Origin of the sequence: Pseudomonas fluorescens, from assembly GCF_902498065.1 — a bacterium.
Taxonomy (GTDB): Bacteria; Pseudomonadota; Gammaproteobacteria; order Pseudomonadales; family Pseudomonadaceae; genus Aquipseudomonas; species Aquipseudomonas fluorescens_BJ.
Window position 1 is genome coordinate 226,477 of the sequence record NZ_CABVIR010000003.1, and the last position, 16,595, is coordinate 243,071.

The following is a 16,595-nucleotide window of genomic DNA, read 5'->3' on the forward strand; positions in this document are numbered from 1 at the left end:
ACAAAAGCCTCGTTTGATAACTGATGTCATTTGGTCATTGGTTATCGGCACGGCATAATGCCCGCCGCCTACATCATTGCAGAGTCTAGGGAGCTAGCTTGTCTACGCCTGTCGAACCCTTGCGTTTGCTGCTACTGGCTGAAGAGCCAGCGTGGGCAGCGTTGTTGCGCGAGTGTCTGGCTCCGATGGGGAGCTCGGCCGTGCTCATCAGCGCTCCAAGCTGGGAATCGGTCAGCACTCTGTTCGATGACAACCGCAGCGCGGTGTTGTTGACGATCCCGGCCCTTCAGCCGGCGCCCGGCCGTTGCAATTTGCCAACGGTGTTGCTGCTCGAACAAGAGCCGCTGTTGCCGCCCGATGGCGTGAGCGACTGGCTGGTGCGCGATCATCTCGACCCTGGCATGTTGCGCCGTTGCCTGCGCCATGTGCGCGAGCGCGGCGTACTGGAAAACACCCTGCAGCGCCTGGCCGAGCAAGACCCGCTGACCGGCATCGCCAACCGCCAGGGTTTCCAGACCTTGCTGGCTGCGCGCTTGGCAGAAAACGAGGGGCGCGGCCTGGCCCTCGGTCACCTCGACCTCGACAACTTCCGCCACGCCAACGACGCCCTCGGCCATCAGGCCGGCGATCGGTTGATCCTGCAAGTGGTCGCGCGCCTGAAAAGCCAGCTCGAGGCCGGCGATCAACTGGCGCGGCTGGGCAGCGATGAGTTCGCCCTGCTGATCGACACCCGCCGCGCGCCGCAACGTGCCGAGTGGATGGCCGAACGCATCACCGAGGCGTTGGCCGAGCCTTATTGGGTCGACGGCGAAAGCCTGTTGATCGGTTCCAGCCTGGGCATTGCCCACGCCCGCGCCCAAGCCGGCGCCGACCCGCTGATGTGGCACGCGCACATCGCCATGCAGCAGGCCAAGAGCACCCAAGGCTGCACCTTTCACATCTTCAACGAACGCATCAACCGCAATGCCCGCAGCATGGCCGACCTCGAAAGCGAGTTGCGCCGGGCGTTGCGTCGCGATGAGCTGGAACTGCATTACCAGCCACGCCTGAACCTGGAAGACGGCAAGATTGTCGGCCTCGAAGCCCTGGTGCGCTGGCGCCACGCAGAACGTGGCTTGCTGCCGCCAAGCGAGTTTGTGCCACTGGCCGAGCAAAGCGGTTTGATCGTGCCGCTCGGTTACTGGGTGATTTCCCGTGCACTGCGCGACATGCAGGCGCTGCGCGAGCTGGGTTTGCCGGCGTTGCACATGGCGATCAACCTGTCGTTCCGGCAGTTTCAGGACAGCCAGTTGCTTTCCACCCTGAGCCGGCTGATTGCCGAACGTGGCGTCGAGGCGCAATGGCTGGAATTCGAACTGACCGAAACGGCGGTCATGCGCCGCAGTGATCTGGTGAAGCAGACCATGGATGCCCTTGGGCGTCTGGGCGTGCGCTTCTCTCTCGACGACTTCGGCACCGGGTTTTCGTCCTTCGTGCACCTCAACAGCCTGCCGATTGCCTTGCTGAAGGTCGACAAGAGTTTCGTCGGCGGAATGGAAGGGCGCGAAGAGAATCGCAAACTGGTGCACGCGATGATCAACCTGGCGCACAACCTCAATCTGGAAGTGGTCGCCGAGGGCGTGGAAACGCCGGAGCAGCTGGATCTGTTGCGCGGATTTGGTTGCGATCAGGTGCAAGGCTATCTGATCAGCAAGCCGTTGCCGTTGACGGAGCTGGTTGAGTATTTGAGCTTTGGCAGCAGTCAGCAGCCGATCTTAGAGGTCGGGAGCTGACGACGAACGAATGTGGGAGCGAGCCTGCTCGCGATAGCGGACTATCAGTCGACATTAATGTTGACTGACATGGCCTCATCACGAGCAGGCTCGCTCCTACACGGGATCTCAGTCCGGCTGGGCGACTTCGAAACGCTGCGACGACGGCTCCCGCCGAATCATCCGCTTCATCTTCCACTCAAACGCCAGTGTCAGGCTCACCGCTGCGCACGCCAGCCCCAGCGCCAACCCCCACCAGACGCCCGTCGGTCCCCAGTTCAGATGGAAGGCCATCCACCAGGCGGCAGGGGCGCCAATCAGCCAATAGCAACCCAGCCCGACCAAGAACGTGGTCTTGGCATCCTTGAGCCCGCGAATGCAGCCCATGGCGATGGTTTGCGTACCGTCGAACAGCTCGAACCACGCCGCCACCGCCAGCAGGCTCACAGCCAGTTCGATGACCGGGCGGAAGGCCGGGTCGTTGTGGTCCAGGAACAGGCCGATCAACTGATGGGGGAGCAGCCAGAAGACCATCGCGAAGCCGAGCATCGCTGCCGCGCCGAACGCGATCCCGACCCGTCCGGCCAGTCGCGCGTCCAGCAGCTGCCCGGCGCCGTAATGCTGGCCGATGCGCATGGTGATCGCATAGGAAAGCCCCGCCGGAATCATGAACGCCACCGAGACGATCTGCAGCGCGATCTGGTGCGCGCCCAGTTGCGTGCTGCCCATGGTGCCCATGCACAACGCGGCGAAGGCAAACAGCCCGACTTCCACTGCGTAGGTGCCGCCAATCGGCAGGCCCAGGCGCCACAACTCTTTCAGATACTGCCGGTTAGGCCGCGACAAACCCTGGCACAACGGATACGCGTCGTACGCCGGATGCCGCCGAATGTGCAGCGCCAACGCCACGGCCATCAGGTTGGCGACAATCGCCGTGACCAGACCGATGCCCACCAGGCCCATTTTCGGCAGGCCGAACATCCCGGTGATCAACGCATAATTGAGCACGAAGTTGGCCACCGTGCCGCCGAGGCTGATGACCATCACCGGCGTCGCCCGGCCGATCGCGCTGGTGAAACCGCGCAGGGCCATGAAACTCAGGTAGCCGGGCAGGGCGAACGGCAGGATCAACAGGAACTGCCCGGCTGCCTGAACGTTGGTTTCAGTCTGGCCGAACAGCAACAGCACCGGTTTGAGATTCCACAGCAGCAAACCGGCGACCAACGCCATCAGCCACGCCAGCCACAAACCGGCCTGGGTCAGCCGCGCCGCACCGACGATATCGCCCGCGCCCTGACGGATCGCCACCAGAGTGCCGACCGCCGCAATCACGCCAATGCAAAAGATCGACACAAACGAATAGGTCGCCGCGCCGAGCCCGCCGCCGGCCAGCGCTTCGGGGCTCAGGCGCGCCATCATCAAGGTGTCGGTGAGGACCATCAGCATGTGCGCCAACTGCGAGGCAATCAACGGCCCCGCCAGCCGCAGGATGGCCCAGAGTTCAATACGCGCTGGATGCTGCATGGTCATCACGCTCTAGGGGTCAAAGAGAACAGGAAAGCGTCGATTCTCGGCGCTCTGCAGGGTTTGCACAAAGGGATAAAAAGGATGGATGGCATGATTAAAACTCATCCAGGGGAGTTTCTGATAAGTTGACGAAATTACGCCATAGGAGCTTTCCGAATGTCCCGTCGTCTTCCTCCTCTTTATGCCCTTCGCGCATTTGAAGCGGCGGCGCGGCATAGCTCGTTTACCCGTGCCGCTGAAGAGTTGTCGATTACGCAGAGTGCGGTCAGTCGGCACATTCGTACGCTTGAAGAGCATTTTGCCTGCCGGCTGTTTCACCGCAGCGGGCGCAATTTGCAACTGACCGAGTCGGCGCGGCTGATCCTGCCGGGCATTCGCGAAGGATTCACCGCCCTTGAGCGCGCCTGCAATACCTTGCGCGCCGAAGATGACATCCTGCGCATGAAGGCGCCGTCGACCCTGACCATGCGCTGGCTGCTGGCGCGGCTCAGCCGCTTCCGCCACCTGCAACCGGGTAACGAGGTGCAACTGACCAGCGCCTGGATGGACATCGACTCGGTGGACTTCAACCATGAACCGTTCGACTGCGCCGTGATCCTCAGCAACGGGCATTTTCCGCCGGACTGGGAGGCGAGTCTGCTGTTCCCGGAGGAACTGATTCCGGTCGGCGCGCCGAATCTTCTGAAGGATCAACCGTGGGACGTCGCGCGCCTGGCCAATGCCGAATTGCTGCACCCGACGCCGGACCGACGTGACTGGCGCAACTGGCTTGAGCGCATGGGATTGACCGATCAGGTGTCGCTCAAGGGCGGACAGGTGTTCGATACGCTGGAGCTGGGGATGATTGCCGCCGCCCGGGGTTATGGCGTGTCCATGGGCGATCTTTTGATGGTGGCCGAGGATGTGGCGCAGGGCCGTCTGAGTTTGCCGTGGCCGACTGCCGTCGCCAGCGGTGAGCATTATTACCTCGTCTGGCCGAAAACCCGCCCCGGAGGTGAACGTTTGCGCCGCCTCAGCGATTTTCTGCAAAGCGAAGCGCAGGCCATGAAATTGCCGGACGTCGAGCACTTGAGCTGAATCGATAGAGCCCTCGAAATAGCGGCCTTGAGCCATATCCCGGCTTTTTACTCAAGTATTCAGGTTTGCCGCCGAAAATCTGCAGATGGAACCTTCGTGCAGGTTCGACGCAATTCCCATTATTAGAAATTTTGCTGAGTAGCCGATCAAGGAGGATCAGATCGCTCGGCCAGGAGCTGTCATGTCTCAACCTCGTGCCCGGATTGCCTCACAGCTTGGTCTTGCGCTCGCCGTTATTCTGGCGATTGTCATCAGCGGCAGCACCCTGTTCGCCTTGCGTTCGCTGGACACGGCCAACCTCGCTACCCGCGAAGAACACCTGGCCAGCGAGGCGAGGTTGCTGGCCGACCAGTTGAGTACGTTTCACGGCACATTGCGTGAAAGTACCCAACGCCTGGCGGGGCTGTTCGAGAAGCGCTTCAGCGCAGGGTTGAGCGTACATCCGGACGAACCGGTGACCGTGGCGGGCACGCAGACCCCCGGCCTGCACTTGGGCAGCGAGGTGCTGAACAACAACTTCAAGGAAGTGGACGAGTTCAAGCAAATGACCGCGGGCGTTGCGACGGTGTTCGTGCGCAGCGGCGATGAGTTCATTCGGGTCAGTACGAACGTCACTAAACAGGACGGCAGCCGCGCCATCGGCACGTTGCTCGATCATGCGAACCCGGCTTACACGCGCCTGTTGGCGGGGCAGAATTACGTGGGTCGAGCCTTGCTGTTCGAACGCTTCTACATGTCGCAATACACCCCCGTACGCGACAGCAGCGGTAAGGTTATTGCCGTGCTGTACGTAGGGTTCGATTACACCGACGCGCAGAACGCGCAATTTGCCAACCTCACACGCTTCCGCATCGGGCAGACCGGTTCTCTGGCATTGCTCGATGAGCAGAACAAATGGCTGGTGCCGATTGCAGGCGTGCAAGCACCGGATCAAGCGGTCAAGACGATAAACAGTCTGGCCAAGACGCCGGGTAAAGGTGAGTTCTGGAGCGACAAATCCGAAGACTTCTACAGCATTGCCGTGCCATTTGAAGGCGGGCCGTGGTCAGTCGTGGCGAGCATGCCGAAAAGCGAAATCCGTGCTGTCACCTGGGCTGTCGGCATTCAATTGGCAATTGGCAGCCTGCTGGCGATGTTGATCGCCGTGGGCTCGGCTGTCTGGCTGCTGCGCAGCAAGCTGGCGCCGCTGGGTGATCTGGTACGTCAGGCCGAAGCTTTGGGTGCGGGTGATCTGAGCGTGCGTCTGAATGTGTCGAGCAACGACGAAATCGGTCAGTTGGCCCGCGCCTTCAACCAGATGAGCCAAGCGCTGTCGACCATGGTCGAGCACATCCGCAAGGCCTCGCAAGAGGTCAACAGCCGTGCCCAGGCGTTGTCCGGTTTGTCGGGTGGTGCCTATGAAGGCATGGAGCAGCAGTCCGGCGAGATCACCAGCATGGCCGGCGCCGTGGAAGAATTCAGCGCCACCTCGTTGAACATTGCCGACAACATGGGCAGCACTCAGCGTCTGGCGCAGGAAAACGCACAGCAAACCCAGATCGGTCGTACATCGATGGATGAAGCGTCCTCGTCCTTGGAGCAAATCGCTGGCGCGCTGAACAGCACCGCCACGGTGATCAACACCTTGGGTCAGCGTTCGCAGGAAATCGGGGGCATTGTCGGCGTGATCACCTCGATTGCCGAGCAAACCAACCTGCTGGCGCTCAACGCCGCCATCGAAGCGGCGCGTGCCGGTGAACAAGGTCGCGGTTTTGCGGTGGTGGCCGATGAAGTGCGCAACCTGGCTTCACGCACCCGCCAGGCCACTGACGAAATTTCCGGGATGATCCAAAGCATTCAGCAGGAAACCGGCAACGCCATCAGCACCATGGAGCAGGGCAACGTTCTGATGCAGGAAGGCTTGTCGCGCAACGCCAATGTCGCTTCAGCACTGGCGCGGATCGATGAGCAAAGCCGTTCCGCCGGTGAACAATTCGCGGCGATCACCACGGCGACCCAGGAGCAGAGCAGCACCGCGACCCTGCTCAGCAGCAACCTGCAAAGCATTGCGCTGGCGAACAGCGAGCAACGGGAAGTGGTGTCGAACCTGGCGGTTACTGCCAAGGAGCTTGAAAGCCTGGCGGCGGACTTGCGTTCTGAGGTTGACCGGTTTCGGTGAGGCGTCTCTGAAGTAGTCATCGCGAGTAGGCTCGCTCCCACATTAGAACTGCGGTGTTCACAAATATTGTGTTCGCCTCAGATCCAATGTGGGAGCGAGCCTGCTCGCCAAGGGATCGACCCCATTTTCGATTTGCCGCACATTCGCGGATCAATACCCCTCGGTTGTCTTCTTGGCGTTTGTCTCCCATCTTTTAACTTGATGAATCGTTTCAGCAAGTCTATAAAAATGGCACAACTCCAAGAAAGGCTCCTGCCATGACTCCGCTCAAACTCATCATCGCGCTCAGCGCATTCTCTGCTGCCTCCCACGCCATGGCCTGGGACTACGTTCTTCTCGACACCGAAAAGGCTGCCCAGAACTGGCAAATCACCAGCCAGCAACTCGGGGTGAAAACCGACAAACCCTTTTCCGTAACCCTGCGAACTCTGCACGGCGGTCGGCAGGAGGGTGTCAGCATCGTCGACATCGATAACGGCACGATGAAACTCTCGGTGGTGCCTACTCGCGGGATGAACGTCCTGCAAGCCTCGGTCGGCAATGTGCGTATGGGCTGGGATTCGCCGGTCAAGGAAGTGGTCAATCCATCCTTCATCGAACTCAACGGTCGTGGTGGACTGGGCTGGCTGGAAGGTTTCAACGAGTTGGTCACCCGCTGCGGCTACGAGTGGGTCGGCCACCCCGGTATGGACAACGGCGAGTTGCTGACTCTGCACGGCCGCGCTGCCAACATCCCGGCCAGCACCGTCACCCTGCACATCGACGAAAAACCGCCGTATGCCATCAGCCTGCGCGGCGAGCTGAAAGAGCAGGCGTTCAAGAAAGTCGACTTTTCTGTCACAACCGAACTGGTCACTGAACCGGGCAGTGTGAGCTTCAGCCTCAACGACACTCTGACCAATAACGGCGACTATCCGAAGGAATACCAGGCGCTGTACCACAGTAACTTCAGCACCCCGTTCCTTGAGCAGGGCGCCCGCTTCGCCGCACCGGTGAAGCAGGTCTCGCCGTTCAATGACAAGGCCAAAGACGACCTGCCGGACTGGCAGACCTACCGCGCACCGACCAAGGACTACGACGAAACGGTTTACAACGTCGTGCCATATGCCGACGCCAAGGGCGATACGCTGACGGTCCTGCACAACAAGGCCGCTAACCTGGGCATTTCGGTCGGCTTCAACACTCAAACGCTGCCCGTGTTTTCGCTGTGGAAAAACACCGATACCCAAGGCCAGGGCTACGTCACCGGTCTCGAGCCGGGGACCAGCTTCTCCTATAACCGGCGCTATCAGCGGCCGCTGGGGCTGGTGCCGACGATTGCACCGAAGGAGCACAAGCAGTTTCAGATCAGCTACAGCCTGTTGGCGGACAAGGGTGCTGTGGACAAGGCGCTGAAACGGGTGAGTGATATTCAGGGCGGGCGTGAAACCGAGGTGCGGCAGACGCCGTTGGTGGATCTCACCAAGGAGTGACTTCATCAGCTGGCGGTTGGCCGGTACTGCAACGCTTCCGCCAGATGCTCACGAGTGATGCCATTGACCTGTTCGAGGTCCGCCAATGTGCGCGCGACCTTGAGCAGTCGGTGGGCCGACCTGAGTGACAAGGTCAAACGCTCGCAGGCGGTTTCCAGCCAGGCTTCGTCGGTTGTGGATAACTTGCAGTGACGGCGCAGTCCCGGCAAATCAAGGAATGCATTGGCACAACCTTGGCGTTTGTGTTGCCGCTCCCGGGCTTCGGCGACCAGCGCTGCAGCAGTGGCGGTGTCATCGCCGGGTTTTAGCGCAGGATTCAACGCCGTGGGTTCCCGGGCGACGGTCAGGTGCAGGTCGATGCGATCCAGCAGTGGCCCCGACAGTTTGTTGCGGTAACGCTGGACCATGTCCGGGGTACAGCTGCATTTGCCACTGGGTTCGCCAAGATATCCACAGGGACACGGGTTCATCGCGGCGACCAATTGAAAGCGCGCGGGAAACCTCACGCGATCCTTGGCGCGGGAAATCACGATGTGGCCGGATTCCAGTGGTTCTCTTAAAACCTCCAACACCTTGCGATCGAATTCCGGAAGTTCGTCGAGGAACAGCACACCATGATGGGCGAGGGTGATTTCGCCGGGTTGTGGTTTTGAGCCACCGCCCACCAACGCCGGGCCCGAGGCTGAATGGTGGGGTTGGCGGAAGGGTCGTTGCGGCCAGTGACTCAAGGGCACGCAACTGGTGACGGACTGAATGGCGGCGACTTCCAGTGCTTCATTTTCTGCCAATGGCGGAAGCAGTCCTGGCAAACGACTCGCCAAAAGCGTTTTTCCCGTACCCGGTGGTCCGCTGAACAGCAGGTTATGAGCGCCCGCCGCCGCGATCAGCAGAGCGCGCTTGGCCGACAGTTGGCCCTGTACTTCATTCAAGTCTGGATAGGGTTTGCTGGCGTAGAGCAGGCCATTGGAAACGTAGGGCTCGACCGGTGTATGCCCATTGAAATGCGCAACGGCTTCCAGCAGGTGATCCACGGCAAACACCTTCAACCCTGACGCCAGGCACGCTTCCTCGGCGTTCGCTCGCGGCACCATCAACGAGCGCCCGGCCTTGCGGGCAGCCAGCGCTGCCGGCAACACGCCTCTCACGGCACGTACCGCGCCGGACAACGCCAACTCTCCAAGGCATTCAATGTCATCCAGTGTCAACGTCGGCACCTGCACGCTGGCAGAGAGAATCCCCAAAGCAATCGCCAGATCGAATCGTCCGCCGTCCTTCGGCAAATCAGCGGGGGCGAGATTGAGCGTGATACGCCGCGCCGGGAATTGCAGGCCTGAGTTGATGATCGCACTGCGTACCCGATCCTTGCTTTCCTTCACAGCGGCTTCGGGCAAGCCGACCATCGTCAATGACGGCAGACCGTTGGCCAGATGGACTTCTACGGTAACGGCGGGCGCATCCACGCCAATCTGGGCGCGGCTGTGGACGATGGAGAGGGACATGGTCGTTCCTTGAACTTTTACGGGAACCGCTTCCTGCGGTTTTTGAAGGGTAGTCGGGGGCGCGTGATGGCGCAGGTGCCAAATATTCGCAGGATGTTGCGAGTGTCTTTCTGATGGGTGAAGCGTAAGGGAGTGGGGATCTACGACGTAATCAGTCGCGGGATGAGGTTGTTGTAGCACGTTGCCTGGATCTATGAAGGACTGCGGCGAAAGCTGAATCGAAGGCGATAAAAAACCGCCTTGAGGAAGCGGTTTTTTGTGTGGTTTCGGGGAGGCTAGGGCCTGCGTCCTTAGTGAATACACTCACGGTGCTGAGGTTGTTCACCTTTTGTTGTCGAATTAGCCGTAGCGGGTGCTCTGTAACCGGCGAGCCAGCCGCTTGGTTCCAACTCTTTACCGCGAGCCGCAGCAACCTCAAAAAAGCGGCGTTGAGTGGCAGATACGTTCCCGGCCAGCCGGAGTGCCTCCGCATGATATCCAGCGATGAGTCGCAGTTTGTCTTTTCGTTTTCCGGGTTTCATAGCGATCTCTTCTGGATTTGCAGATGGTTTTACAGGTTGATCAGCTTAAGAGGTGAGCGCGGTAGTGATGCAATGAGAATTGGTGCTCCTTTTTGTAGGAAGCGTCTTGGTTTGGAAGGAGTTCTGAAGGCCCTTGGTAGTCCTTTTCCTAAAGCTTTGAAGGGATGGCCAAGAGTCGCATTGGCGCATTTGCATAAGTGAATTCAGGTTATACACTTAAGATTAATGCATAACGTTAAGCTTTAATTTATGATCGTTAGCTTTAAGTGTTCTGAGACCGAGTACCTGTTTCGCAACGGTAAGACCCGTATGTGGTCAGCCATTCTGAGTGTCGTGGAACGAAAGCTGACGATGCTTGATGCTGCTGCCGTACTGATTGACCTTCGATCCCCGCCGGGAAATCGCTTGGAGGCATTGGGGGGAAACCGAAAAGGTCAGCACAGCATCCGTATCAACGCTCAATGGCGAATTTGCTTTGTTTGGGGTCTTAACGGGCCAGAGAATGTCGAAATCGTCGATTATCACTGAGGTGAGTAATGACTAAGAATGGTATGCGCCCGGTTCACCCCGGCGAGATCCTCAAAGAGGAATACCTGGAGCCTCTGAGCCTTACGGCGGCAGCCTTGGCTAGAGCATTGAGCGTTTCGACACCTACGGTGAACGACATCGTGCTCCAGCGTCGGGGTGTCAGCGCTGATATGGCTCTAAGGCTATCTATCTGTCTGGACACGACCCCGGAATTTTGGCTGAACCTGCAATCGACTTACGATTTGCGCAAAGCCGAGATTGAGCGAGGAGCAGCGATCCGGGATCAGGTTGAGCGGCTTCCGCACTGCGCCTGATCCTCAATTCCTGAACGAACCCCACGCTATAACGTGGGGTTTTTTTTGTCGTTCAGAATGCCTGGAGTATTCGGGAAGCACGCTTCCACCATGGTGTATTGATCGAGCGCTGCGTCCGTTCACCATCTGCCAGCATCTGCGGAACATCCTGCAACCGAATCCACGGCTGGTTATTCCAGTGCAGCAAACTCAGTGACATCTCCGGCCAGTTCAACAGGCTCAGGACCGGGCGTTCGCTTGTTGCCGGTTGTTGGGCATCTCTGAGGGCTGGCACTACGTCGTGGGTCAGCCATTCGCGCAGTCCTCGGTATTCGGGGCAGTAGTGGTAGACGAGCAGGGCGTAGACGCCGGATTCGCTGATCAGCAGGGTGTTTTCGAGGGTGCCGTGGATGAGCATTCGTGCGGTTTGGTGTTGGTCGGGGTCGAGTTTGCGGACGGTGCGTTCTTCGATGTAGAGGCGCAGGAGGCGGCCGAGGTCGCGGGCGCAGAACCAGGGTTGGTTTTCGAGGAGGAGGGCGTGGAGGTGGAGTTTGTGGCGGGTGAAGATGTGAGGGATTAGATAATTTTCGTCCATCGAGCAGTACCCCAATTTCGCTTGGTAGATGACTGCCACTTATCGTCGCCAAACAATAAGGGTGGCAGCTGCGTGCGGGTTGGCGAACCGGCCAAGCGAATTCCGGCAGACCCTAAGGTCTCCCACACACAGCCGCCATATTTCGAATCGGGAAAAAAATACCTGAAATCGAACGATGTTTGCTGCATTGCTTGGTTCCGGGTCGCCAAACCCAGTGCTGAACATTCAGCATTGGGTGAGCTTAGGAACCGGGGCTTTGCGGCGCAATCGGACGGCGGTGGTTTTGTTGTAGGAAGATGCCCGGTTTTTTGCGGGGCTGAAGATCGAAAGATCGCGGCCTGCGGCCGTTCCTACAGGTAAATCTGAAGGTCGTTCCGACCTTCAATCGCGAGCAGGCTCGCTCCCACAGTAGATTGGGTTTCAAAGTGGGATATGCGGCGTTACTCGGTCGGCGGATTGAGCTTCGCTTCCAGCTCCGCGACCTTCGTCTCAAGACTCTCCAGCCGCGCACGAGTGCGCGCCAGCACAACCATCTGACTATCAAATTCTTCCCGGCTCACCAGGTCCAGTTTGCTGAAGCCGCTCTGCAACAACGCCTTGAACTGGCTTTCGATTTCGCTTTTCGGCAGCGGGGTTTCGCCGCTGAAGAGGCGGGAGGCGGTGCCGGTCAGGGCGTCGAGGAAGTCTTTGGGCGCGAGCATGGGAAAAGGTCCTGGAAACAATGGCGGGCAGTGTATCACGCAGTGTCTATAGTCAATCCCGACGCCCGGGATGCACGCTTTTCGCGCATGCGGACGGACGGCGCCGCACCGTTGTTGTGCGTAACGCGTCAGGTGTTGCCGCGATGTGGTGGGCAAATACGGGCAACCGCTTGAAAACTGAGGGTTTTGTGGAGATGGCAAGCTTTCTGCTTAGACGGTAGTGACCCATGCACTGATGCAGTCGCTGTGACGAATGCAGTGCGCCAAGCGGAACGGGGAAGTGTTTCGTACGGAGCGGTTAGCTGGCGTCGGACGGGCAGGTAAGGCCGACGATGCGTTACAAAGCCAGGCACTGCGCTTAGACTTGAGCCGGGTTTGTTTTCCTGGGGCAAGTCCACCAATTCGGGAGAGAGTTTTCATGAAGCTAGTCACTGCCATCATCAAGCCGTTCAAGTTGGACGACGTGCGCGAATCGCTGTCCGAGATCGGCGTGCAGGGCATTACCGTTACTGAAGTCAAAGGCTTCGGTCGGCAGAAGGGTCACACCGAGCTGTATCGCGGCGCGGAATACGTGGTCGATTTCCTGCCCAAGGTGAAGATCGATGTCGCCATTGACGACAAGGATCTTGACCGGGTTATCGAGGCGATAACCAAGGCTGCCAACACCGGCAAGATCGGTGACGGCAAGATCTTCGTGGTCAATCTGGAACAGGCGATTCGCATCCGTACCGGCGAAACCGATACCGACGCAATCTAAGCCGCCACAAACCCAACGCCCCAGGAGAAAACAATATGACTCTGCGTAAATTCGCAGGGCTAGGAGCCCTGTTGTCCCTCGTAATGCCCAGCCTGGCTATGGCGGCAGACGAAGTGGCGGCCCCAGTCCTCAACTCCGGCGATACCGCCTGGATGATGACCTCGACAGCCCTCGTGCTGTTCATGACCATTCCCGGCCTCGCGCTGTTCTACGGCGGCATGGTTCGCTCCAAAAACATTCTTTCCGTGATGATGCAGTGCTTCGCCATTACCGGTCTGATCAGCATTCTGTGGGTCATTTATGGCTACAGCATTGCGTTCGACACCACCGGCATGGAGCAGGGCGTCGTCAACTTCAACTCGTTCTTCGGCGGCATGGGCAAGGCTTTCCTCGCCGGTGTCACGCCAGCCAGCCTGACCGGTCCGGCGGCGCTGTTCCCTGAGGCGGTGTTCATCACCTTCCAGATGACTTTCGCCATCATCACCCCGGCGCTGATCGTCGGTGCTTTCGCCGAGCGGATGAAATTCTCCGCGATGCTGATTTTCATGGGCATCTGGTTCACTCTGGTTTATGCGCCGATCGCGCACATGGTCTGGTCCGGCAACGGCGGCCTGATGTGGGACTGGGGCGTACTCGACTTCGCTGGCGGCACCGTGGTGCACATCAACGCCGGTGTGGCCGGTCTGGTGGCGTGCATCGTGCTCGGCAAGCGTAAAGGCTTCCCGACCACCCCGATGGCCCCGCATAACCTCGGTTACACCCTGATGGGTGCGGCCATGCTGTGGGTCGGTTGGTTCGGCTTCAACGCCGGCTCTGCCGCAGCCGCCAACGGCACTGCCGGTATGGCGATGCTGGTGACGCAGATCGCAACCGCTGCCGCCGCCCTGGGCTGGATGTTTGCCGAGTGGATCACCCACGGCAAGCCAAGTGCACTGGGTATCGCTTCGGGTGTGGTCGCCGGTCTGGTTGCCATCACTCCGGCCGCTGGCACCGTGGGCCCGATGGGCGCTCTGGTGATCGGTCTGGCTGCGGGCGTGGTGTGCTTCTTCTGCGCCACCACCCTGAAACGCAAACTCGGCTATGACGATTCCCTGGACGCCTTCGGCGTGCACGGTATCGGCGGTATCCTCGGCGCGATTCTGACCGGCGTATTCGCCGCTCCGTCGCTGGGTGGCTTCGGCACCGTCACCGACATCGCCGCACAAGTCTGGATTCAGTGCAAAGGCGTGGGCTTCACGGTGATCTACACCGCAATCGTTACCTACATCATTCTCAAGGTGCTGGACGCTGTCATGGGGCTGCGTATCACCGAAGAAGAAGAGGCTGTCGGTATCGATCTGGCACTTCACAACGAACGCGGCTACAACTTGTAAGACGCGCATAAAAAACTTGCCCGGCTTGCCGGGCATTTTTTTGTCTGGAGTTTGTCCGTGCAGGCGCTGCTGAAAGGTTTTTTCGTACACGTTTAGGGGTGTTTACGGCAGGCGTTTTTCTGCGGCCAATGGCTTACATGATTGAAGGAATATTAGGGCCTTTGTTTTTTCCCAGAGCGCGCTAGAATGCGCCCCGAACGTGCGGAGAACTGTATGTGGCAACAGACTCTGATTACCCTGCGGGCAAGGCCCCGGGGCTTTCATCTGGTAACGGACGAGTTACTCGCCGGCCTGCCTGAACTCAAGGCGTGTCGGGTCGGTCTGTTGCATTTGTGGCTGCAGCATACCTCGGCGTCGTTGACCATCAACGAGAACGCCGATCCGGCGGTACGTCGCGACTTCGAACGATTTTTCAATCGTCTGATCCCACAAGGAGCAGACGGCTATGAGCATAACGACGAAGGCCTGGACGACCTCCCGGCGCACTTCAAGGCCAGCGTGCTTGGCTGTCAGCTCAGTTTGCCGATTTCGGCGGGCCGACTGGCGCTGGGAACCTGGCAAGGCGTTTATCTGGGCGAGCACCGTGATTTTGGCGGTGCCCGTAAAGTCCTCGCCACCGTGCACGGTGAAGGGGCATGAGCCGCTGGTCATCAGTGGTTATTGAATTTTTCCGGCGGCTGTCGACAGACGGTGAAGCTGGGCTATAACTAATCTGCTTTTCGCAAGTCATGAGGTAGAACATGAGCGACGATGATCTGGAAAACGACGACCTCGAAGTAGGCGACGACGACGAAACCGAAGAAGGTCTGGAAACAGCAGCGGAAGACGTTGCTGACGACGATGGCGGTGAAGCGCCCGTTCCGACCGCCAAAGGCAAAGCCAAGGCAGCGGTGTCGGTCGATGAGCTGCCGAGCGTCGAAGCAAAAAACAAGGAGCGTGATGCTCTGGCGCGGGCCATGGAAGAGTTCCTGGCCAAGGGCGGCAAGGTGCAGGAAGTGGAGGCCAATGTGGTCGCCGATCCTCCCAAGAAGCCTGACAACAAGTACGGCAGCCGGCCTATCTAAGCGTCTGCCCTTGCTTGCTGAAAAAGCCCGCCGTCGCTGCGGGCTTTTTATGGATGCATTGCAGCTAATCAATGACGATTAGAAGTGAGTAAGTTTCAACTGCCATCAGTTTAGATTTTGGCTCAGCCAAATTTCACGGGTTGATAATTCAATTTTTGTTTTCTCCCATTGGACGCAATGTACGTTCCGTTTGTTCTGATGTCCACTTCCTTAGATTTAACGAAGGTTGCTTCAAGAACCTGAAACGAGCTGCGATAGATCCATGGAATTTTCTTCGTCGCGTTTTTTACTACCTGAGAAGGCGAGTGAAATGTACCCATTTCACCTTTATAGGCTGTTACTGGAACTTTGAAATTAGTGTTTAAATAATGTGCGAGAGACCGATTGCCACCTCCTTCGGCTGAGTGACAAACCAACAGGTGAACATCACTGTACTCCGTTGCAAATATTCCTTTTTTTTCCATTTTTCTTACGAATTCTCGCGGGTCCTGAATTTTATTGTTACTCGTCAGATGCCCCCCTTCCCTGCCATGCCCACTAATGACCAACCGTTTTCTTCCTCCATGCATGGGTTCATCAGCTGCATATATTCCTTTTGTGATCCTCTTAATGTTTTGGTACTTCCCCAGTCCCTCTGTGACGCCTCCTGTGAGGTCTAGAGAAGTTGATAATTGGGATTTTTTAAGCGGGCTGCTAAATAATGAAACTAGCGACTGTCTAAGCGAATTAGCAAAATGACCTGTCGAGTCAACAAAGTTAATAGGGTCACCTTCACAATAGGCGTAGCAGTTGAGCCCTCCCGCCCCGAATGGACTGATACTGTCTGGACTATTGAAACGCATCAATACTGGGTTGAAGGATCTGTATCCATTCCCTAGAGGGTAGTGCCCGGTTAGGTTGTCAATAAGCTCGCCATTAAATTGTAATAGAGTTAATGGGCTGCATTTCTTTTGGGTGTGGCCATACGCGGTGTAGGTGATAGTTTTACTTCTGTCCGAAATTATCGCCTGCATGACGGAGCGCGAGGGGTCATGTGAAAGTAGGGTTCTCTCACTGGTTCCGCTCTCGAGTCGATGCTGAGCAAATAGTTGATGTTCACTTTGAAACAGGCAGTACTGTGCAGCCCCTTGCACTTGAGTGGCTAACCGGCTTCGATTGTAAAAGTGCTGAATGCCTGGCTGTCCTGGCTGGGATGACTCGATCAGCCTATCCAGTGCGTCGTACGCATACTGTCGAAGTAAAGCGGATGGGGAAGTCGGCATGGGGACCTCAGATGAGC

General features: G+C 58.3%; 15 protein-coding genes. 10 read left to right on the plus strand and 5 right to left on the minus strand.

The genetic code is table 11. The annotated features are described in order from the left end of the window. Positions 1-98 precede the first annotated feature (98 nt). Positions 99-1,772: a putative bifunctional diguanylate cyclase/phosphodiesterase gene (locus tag F8N43_RS13750; RefSeq protein ID WP_150631363.1), complete on the plus strand. Its 1,674-nt coding sequence runs from the start codon at positions 99-101 to the stop codon at positions 1,770-1,772. Between the two features lie 108 nt (positions 1,773-1,880). On the opposite strand, the gene F8N43_RS13755 is transcribed toward F8N43_RS13750, so the two are convergent. Continuing rightward, positions 1,881-3,275 (minus strand): NorM family multidrug efflux MATE transporter, encoded by a 1,395-nt coding sequence (locus tag F8N43_RS13755; protein ID WP_150631365.1) that lies wholly within the window; start codon positions 3,273-3,275, stop codon positions 1,881-1,883. Between the two features lie 159 nt (positions 3,276-3,434). Between F8N43_RS13755 and F8N43_RS13760 the strand changes: the two genes are divergently transcribed. The 3 genes from F8N43_RS13760 to F8N43_RS13775 all read left to right on the plus strand — a co-directional run bounded on the left by F8N43_RS13760 (position 3,435) and on the right by F8N43_RS13775 (position 7,985). Then, on the plus strand, positions 3,435-4,355 hold the full coding sequence (locus tag F8N43_RS13760; protein ID WP_150631366.1) for a LysR substrate-binding domain-containing protein: 921 nt from the start codon (positions 3,435-3,437) through the stop codon (positions 4,353-4,355). A 181-nt stretch (positions 4,356-4,536) separates the two neighbouring features. Next, positions 4,537-6,513: a methyl-accepting chemotaxis protein gene (locus F8N43_RS13770; protein WP_150653922.1), complete on the plus strand. Its 1,977-nt coding sequence runs from the start codon at positions 4,537-4,539 to the stop codon at positions 6,511-6,513. A gap of 257 nt (positions 6,514-6,770) precedes the next feature. Further along, positions 6,771-7,985: an aldose 1-epimerase family protein gene (locus F8N43_RS13775; protein ID WP_150631368.1), complete on the plus strand. Its 1,215-nt coding sequence runs from the start codon at positions 6,771-6,773 to the stop codon at positions 7,983-7,985. Between the two features lie 5 nt (positions 7,986-7,990). Here the strand turns inward: F8N43_RS13775 and F8N43_RS13780 are convergent, their stop codons facing one another. Beyond that, positions 7,991-9,484 carry a YifB family Mg chelatase-like AAA ATPase gene (locus F8N43_RS13780; RefSeq protein ID WP_150638126.1) on the minus strand — a complete coding sequence of 498 codons (1,494 nt, stop codon included), beginning with the start codon at positions 9,482-9,484 and terminating at the stop codon, positions 7,991-7,993. Between the two features lie 770 nt (positions 9,485-10,254). Here F8N43_RS13780 and F8N43_RS13790 point away from each other — a divergent pair. Both F8N43_RS13790 and F8N43_RS13795 read left to right on the plus strand, forming a co-directional pair. After that, on the plus strand, positions 10,255-10,533 hold the full coding sequence (locus F8N43_RS13790) for a type II toxin-antitoxin system RelE/ParE family toxin (protein WP_150631401.1): 279 nt from the start codon (positions 10,255-10,257) through the stop codon (positions 10,531-10,533). 8 nt (positions 10,534-10,541) lie between these two features. Continuing rightward, positions 10,542-10,847, plus strand: coding sequence for a HigA family addiction module antitoxin (locus tag F8N43_RS13795; protein ID WP_030129123.1), 306 nt, complete (start codon positions 10,542-10,544; stop codon positions 10,845-10,847). A gap of 52 nt (positions 10,848-10,899) precedes the next feature. Here F8N43_RS13795 and F8N43_RS13800 read toward each other — a convergent pair whose 3' ends face one another. After that, a complete protein-coding gene (locus F8N43_RS13800; protein WP_150631402.1) occupies positions 10,900-11,421 on the minus strand; it encodes a Bro-N domain-containing protein in 522 nt (173 codons plus the stop codon). A gap of 440 nt (positions 11,422-11,861) precedes the next feature. After that, positions 11,862-12,122 carry an accessory factor UbiK family protein gene (locus tag F8N43_RS13810; protein WP_150631404.1) on the minus strand — a complete coding sequence of 87 codons (261 nt, stop codon included), beginning with the start codon at positions 12,120-12,122 and terminating at the stop codon, positions 11,862-11,864. 418 nt (positions 12,123-12,540) lie between these two features. On the opposite strand from F8N43_RS13810, the gene glnK reads away from it, so the two are divergent. The 4 genes from glnK to sutA all read left to right on the plus strand — a co-directional run bounded on the left by glnK (position 12,541) and on the right by sutA (position 15,316). After that, positions 12,541-12,879, plus strand: a complete 339-nt coding sequence (glnK, locus tag F8N43_RS13815) for a P-II family nitrogen regulator (protein ID WP_002555808.1) — start codon at positions 12,541-12,543, stop codon at positions 12,877-12,879. A gap of 35 nt (positions 12,880-12,914) precedes the next feature. After that, complete coding sequence (locus F8N43_RS13820) at positions 12,915-14,252, plus strand: ammonium transporter (RefSeq protein WP_150631405.1); 1,338 nt, start codon at positions 12,915-12,917, stop codon at positions 14,250-14,252. A gap of 213 nt (positions 14,253-14,465) precedes the next feature. Then, positions 14,466-14,891 carry a secondary thiamine-phosphate synthase enzyme YjbQ gene (locus tag F8N43_RS13825; RefSeq protein ID WP_150631406.1) on the plus strand — a complete coding sequence of 142 codons (426 nt, stop codon included), beginning with the start codon at positions 14,466-14,468 and terminating at the stop codon, positions 14,889-14,891. A 101-nt stretch (positions 14,892-14,992) separates the two neighbouring features. After that, on the plus strand, positions 14,993-15,316 hold the full coding sequence (gene sutA / locus F8N43_RS13830) for a transcriptional regulator SutA (RefSeq protein WP_046045079.1): 324 nt from the start codon (positions 14,993-14,995) through the stop codon (positions 15,314-15,316). A 122-nt stretch (positions 15,317-15,438) separates the two neighbouring features. Here the strand turns inward: sutA and F8N43_RS13835 are convergent, their stop codons facing one another. Continuing rightward, entirely contained in the window at positions 15,439-16,329 is an 891-nt protein-coding gene (locus F8N43_RS13835) for an RHS repeat-associated core domain-containing protein (protein WP_191630133.1), read from the minus strand. Positions 16,330-16,595: the final 266 nt, after the last annotated feature.

Coding starts and splice junctions, on each gene's coding strand:
- F8N43_RS13755 (WP_150631365.1), bottom strand. CDS start 3,275: ATGCAGCATCCAGCGCGTATTGAACTCTGGGCCATCCTGCGGCTGGCG.
- F8N43_RS13810 (WP_150631404.1), bottom strand. CDS start 12,122: ATGCTCGCGCCCAAAGACTTCCTCGACGCCCTGACCGGCACCGCCTCC.
- F8N43_RS13770 (WP_150653922.1), top strand. CDS start 4,537: ATGTCTCAACCTCGTGCCCGGATTGCCTCACAGCTTGGTCTTGCGCTC.
- F8N43_RS13825 (WP_150631406.1), top strand. CDS start 14,466: ATGTGGCAACAGACTCTGATTACCCTGCGGGCAAGGCCCCGGGGCTTT.
- F8N43_RS13795 (WP_030129123.1), top strand. CDS start 10,542: ATGACTAAGAATGGTATGCGCCCGGTTCACCCCGGCGAGATCCTCAAA.
- F8N43_RS13820 (WP_150631405.1), top strand. CDS start 12,915: ATGACTCTGCGTAAATTCGCAGGGCTAGGAGCCCTGTTGTCCCTCGTA.
- F8N43_RS13800 (WP_150631402.1), bottom strand. CDS start 11,421: ATGGACGAAAATTATCTAATCCCTCACATCTTCACCCGCCACAAACTC.
- F8N43_RS13835 (WP_191630133.1), bottom strand. CDS start 16,329: ATGCAGGCGATAATTTCGGACAGAAGTAAAACTATCACCTACACCGCG.
- F8N43_RS13780 (WP_150638126.1), bottom strand. CDS start 9,484: ATGTCCCTCTCCATCGTCCACAGCCGCGCCCAGATTGGCGTGGATGCG.
- F8N43_RS13760 (WP_150631366.1), top strand. CDS start 3,435: ATGTCCCGTCGTCTTCCTCCTCTTTATGCCCTTCGCGCATTTGAAGCG.
- F8N43_RS13775 (WP_150631368.1), top strand. CDS start 6,771: ATGACTCCGCTCAAACTCATCATCGCGCTCAGCGCATTCTCTGCTGCC.
- sutA (WP_046045079.1), top strand. CDS start 14,993: ATGAGCGACGATGATCTGGAAAACGACGACCTCGAAGTAGGCGACGAC.
- glnK (WP_002555808.1), top strand. CDS start 12,541: ATGAAGCTAGTCACTGCCATCATCAAGCCGTTCAAGTTGGACGACGTG.
- F8N43_RS13790 (WP_150631401.1), top strand. CDS start 10,255: ATGATCGTTAGCTTTAAGTGTTCTGAGACCGAGTACCTGTTTCGCAAC.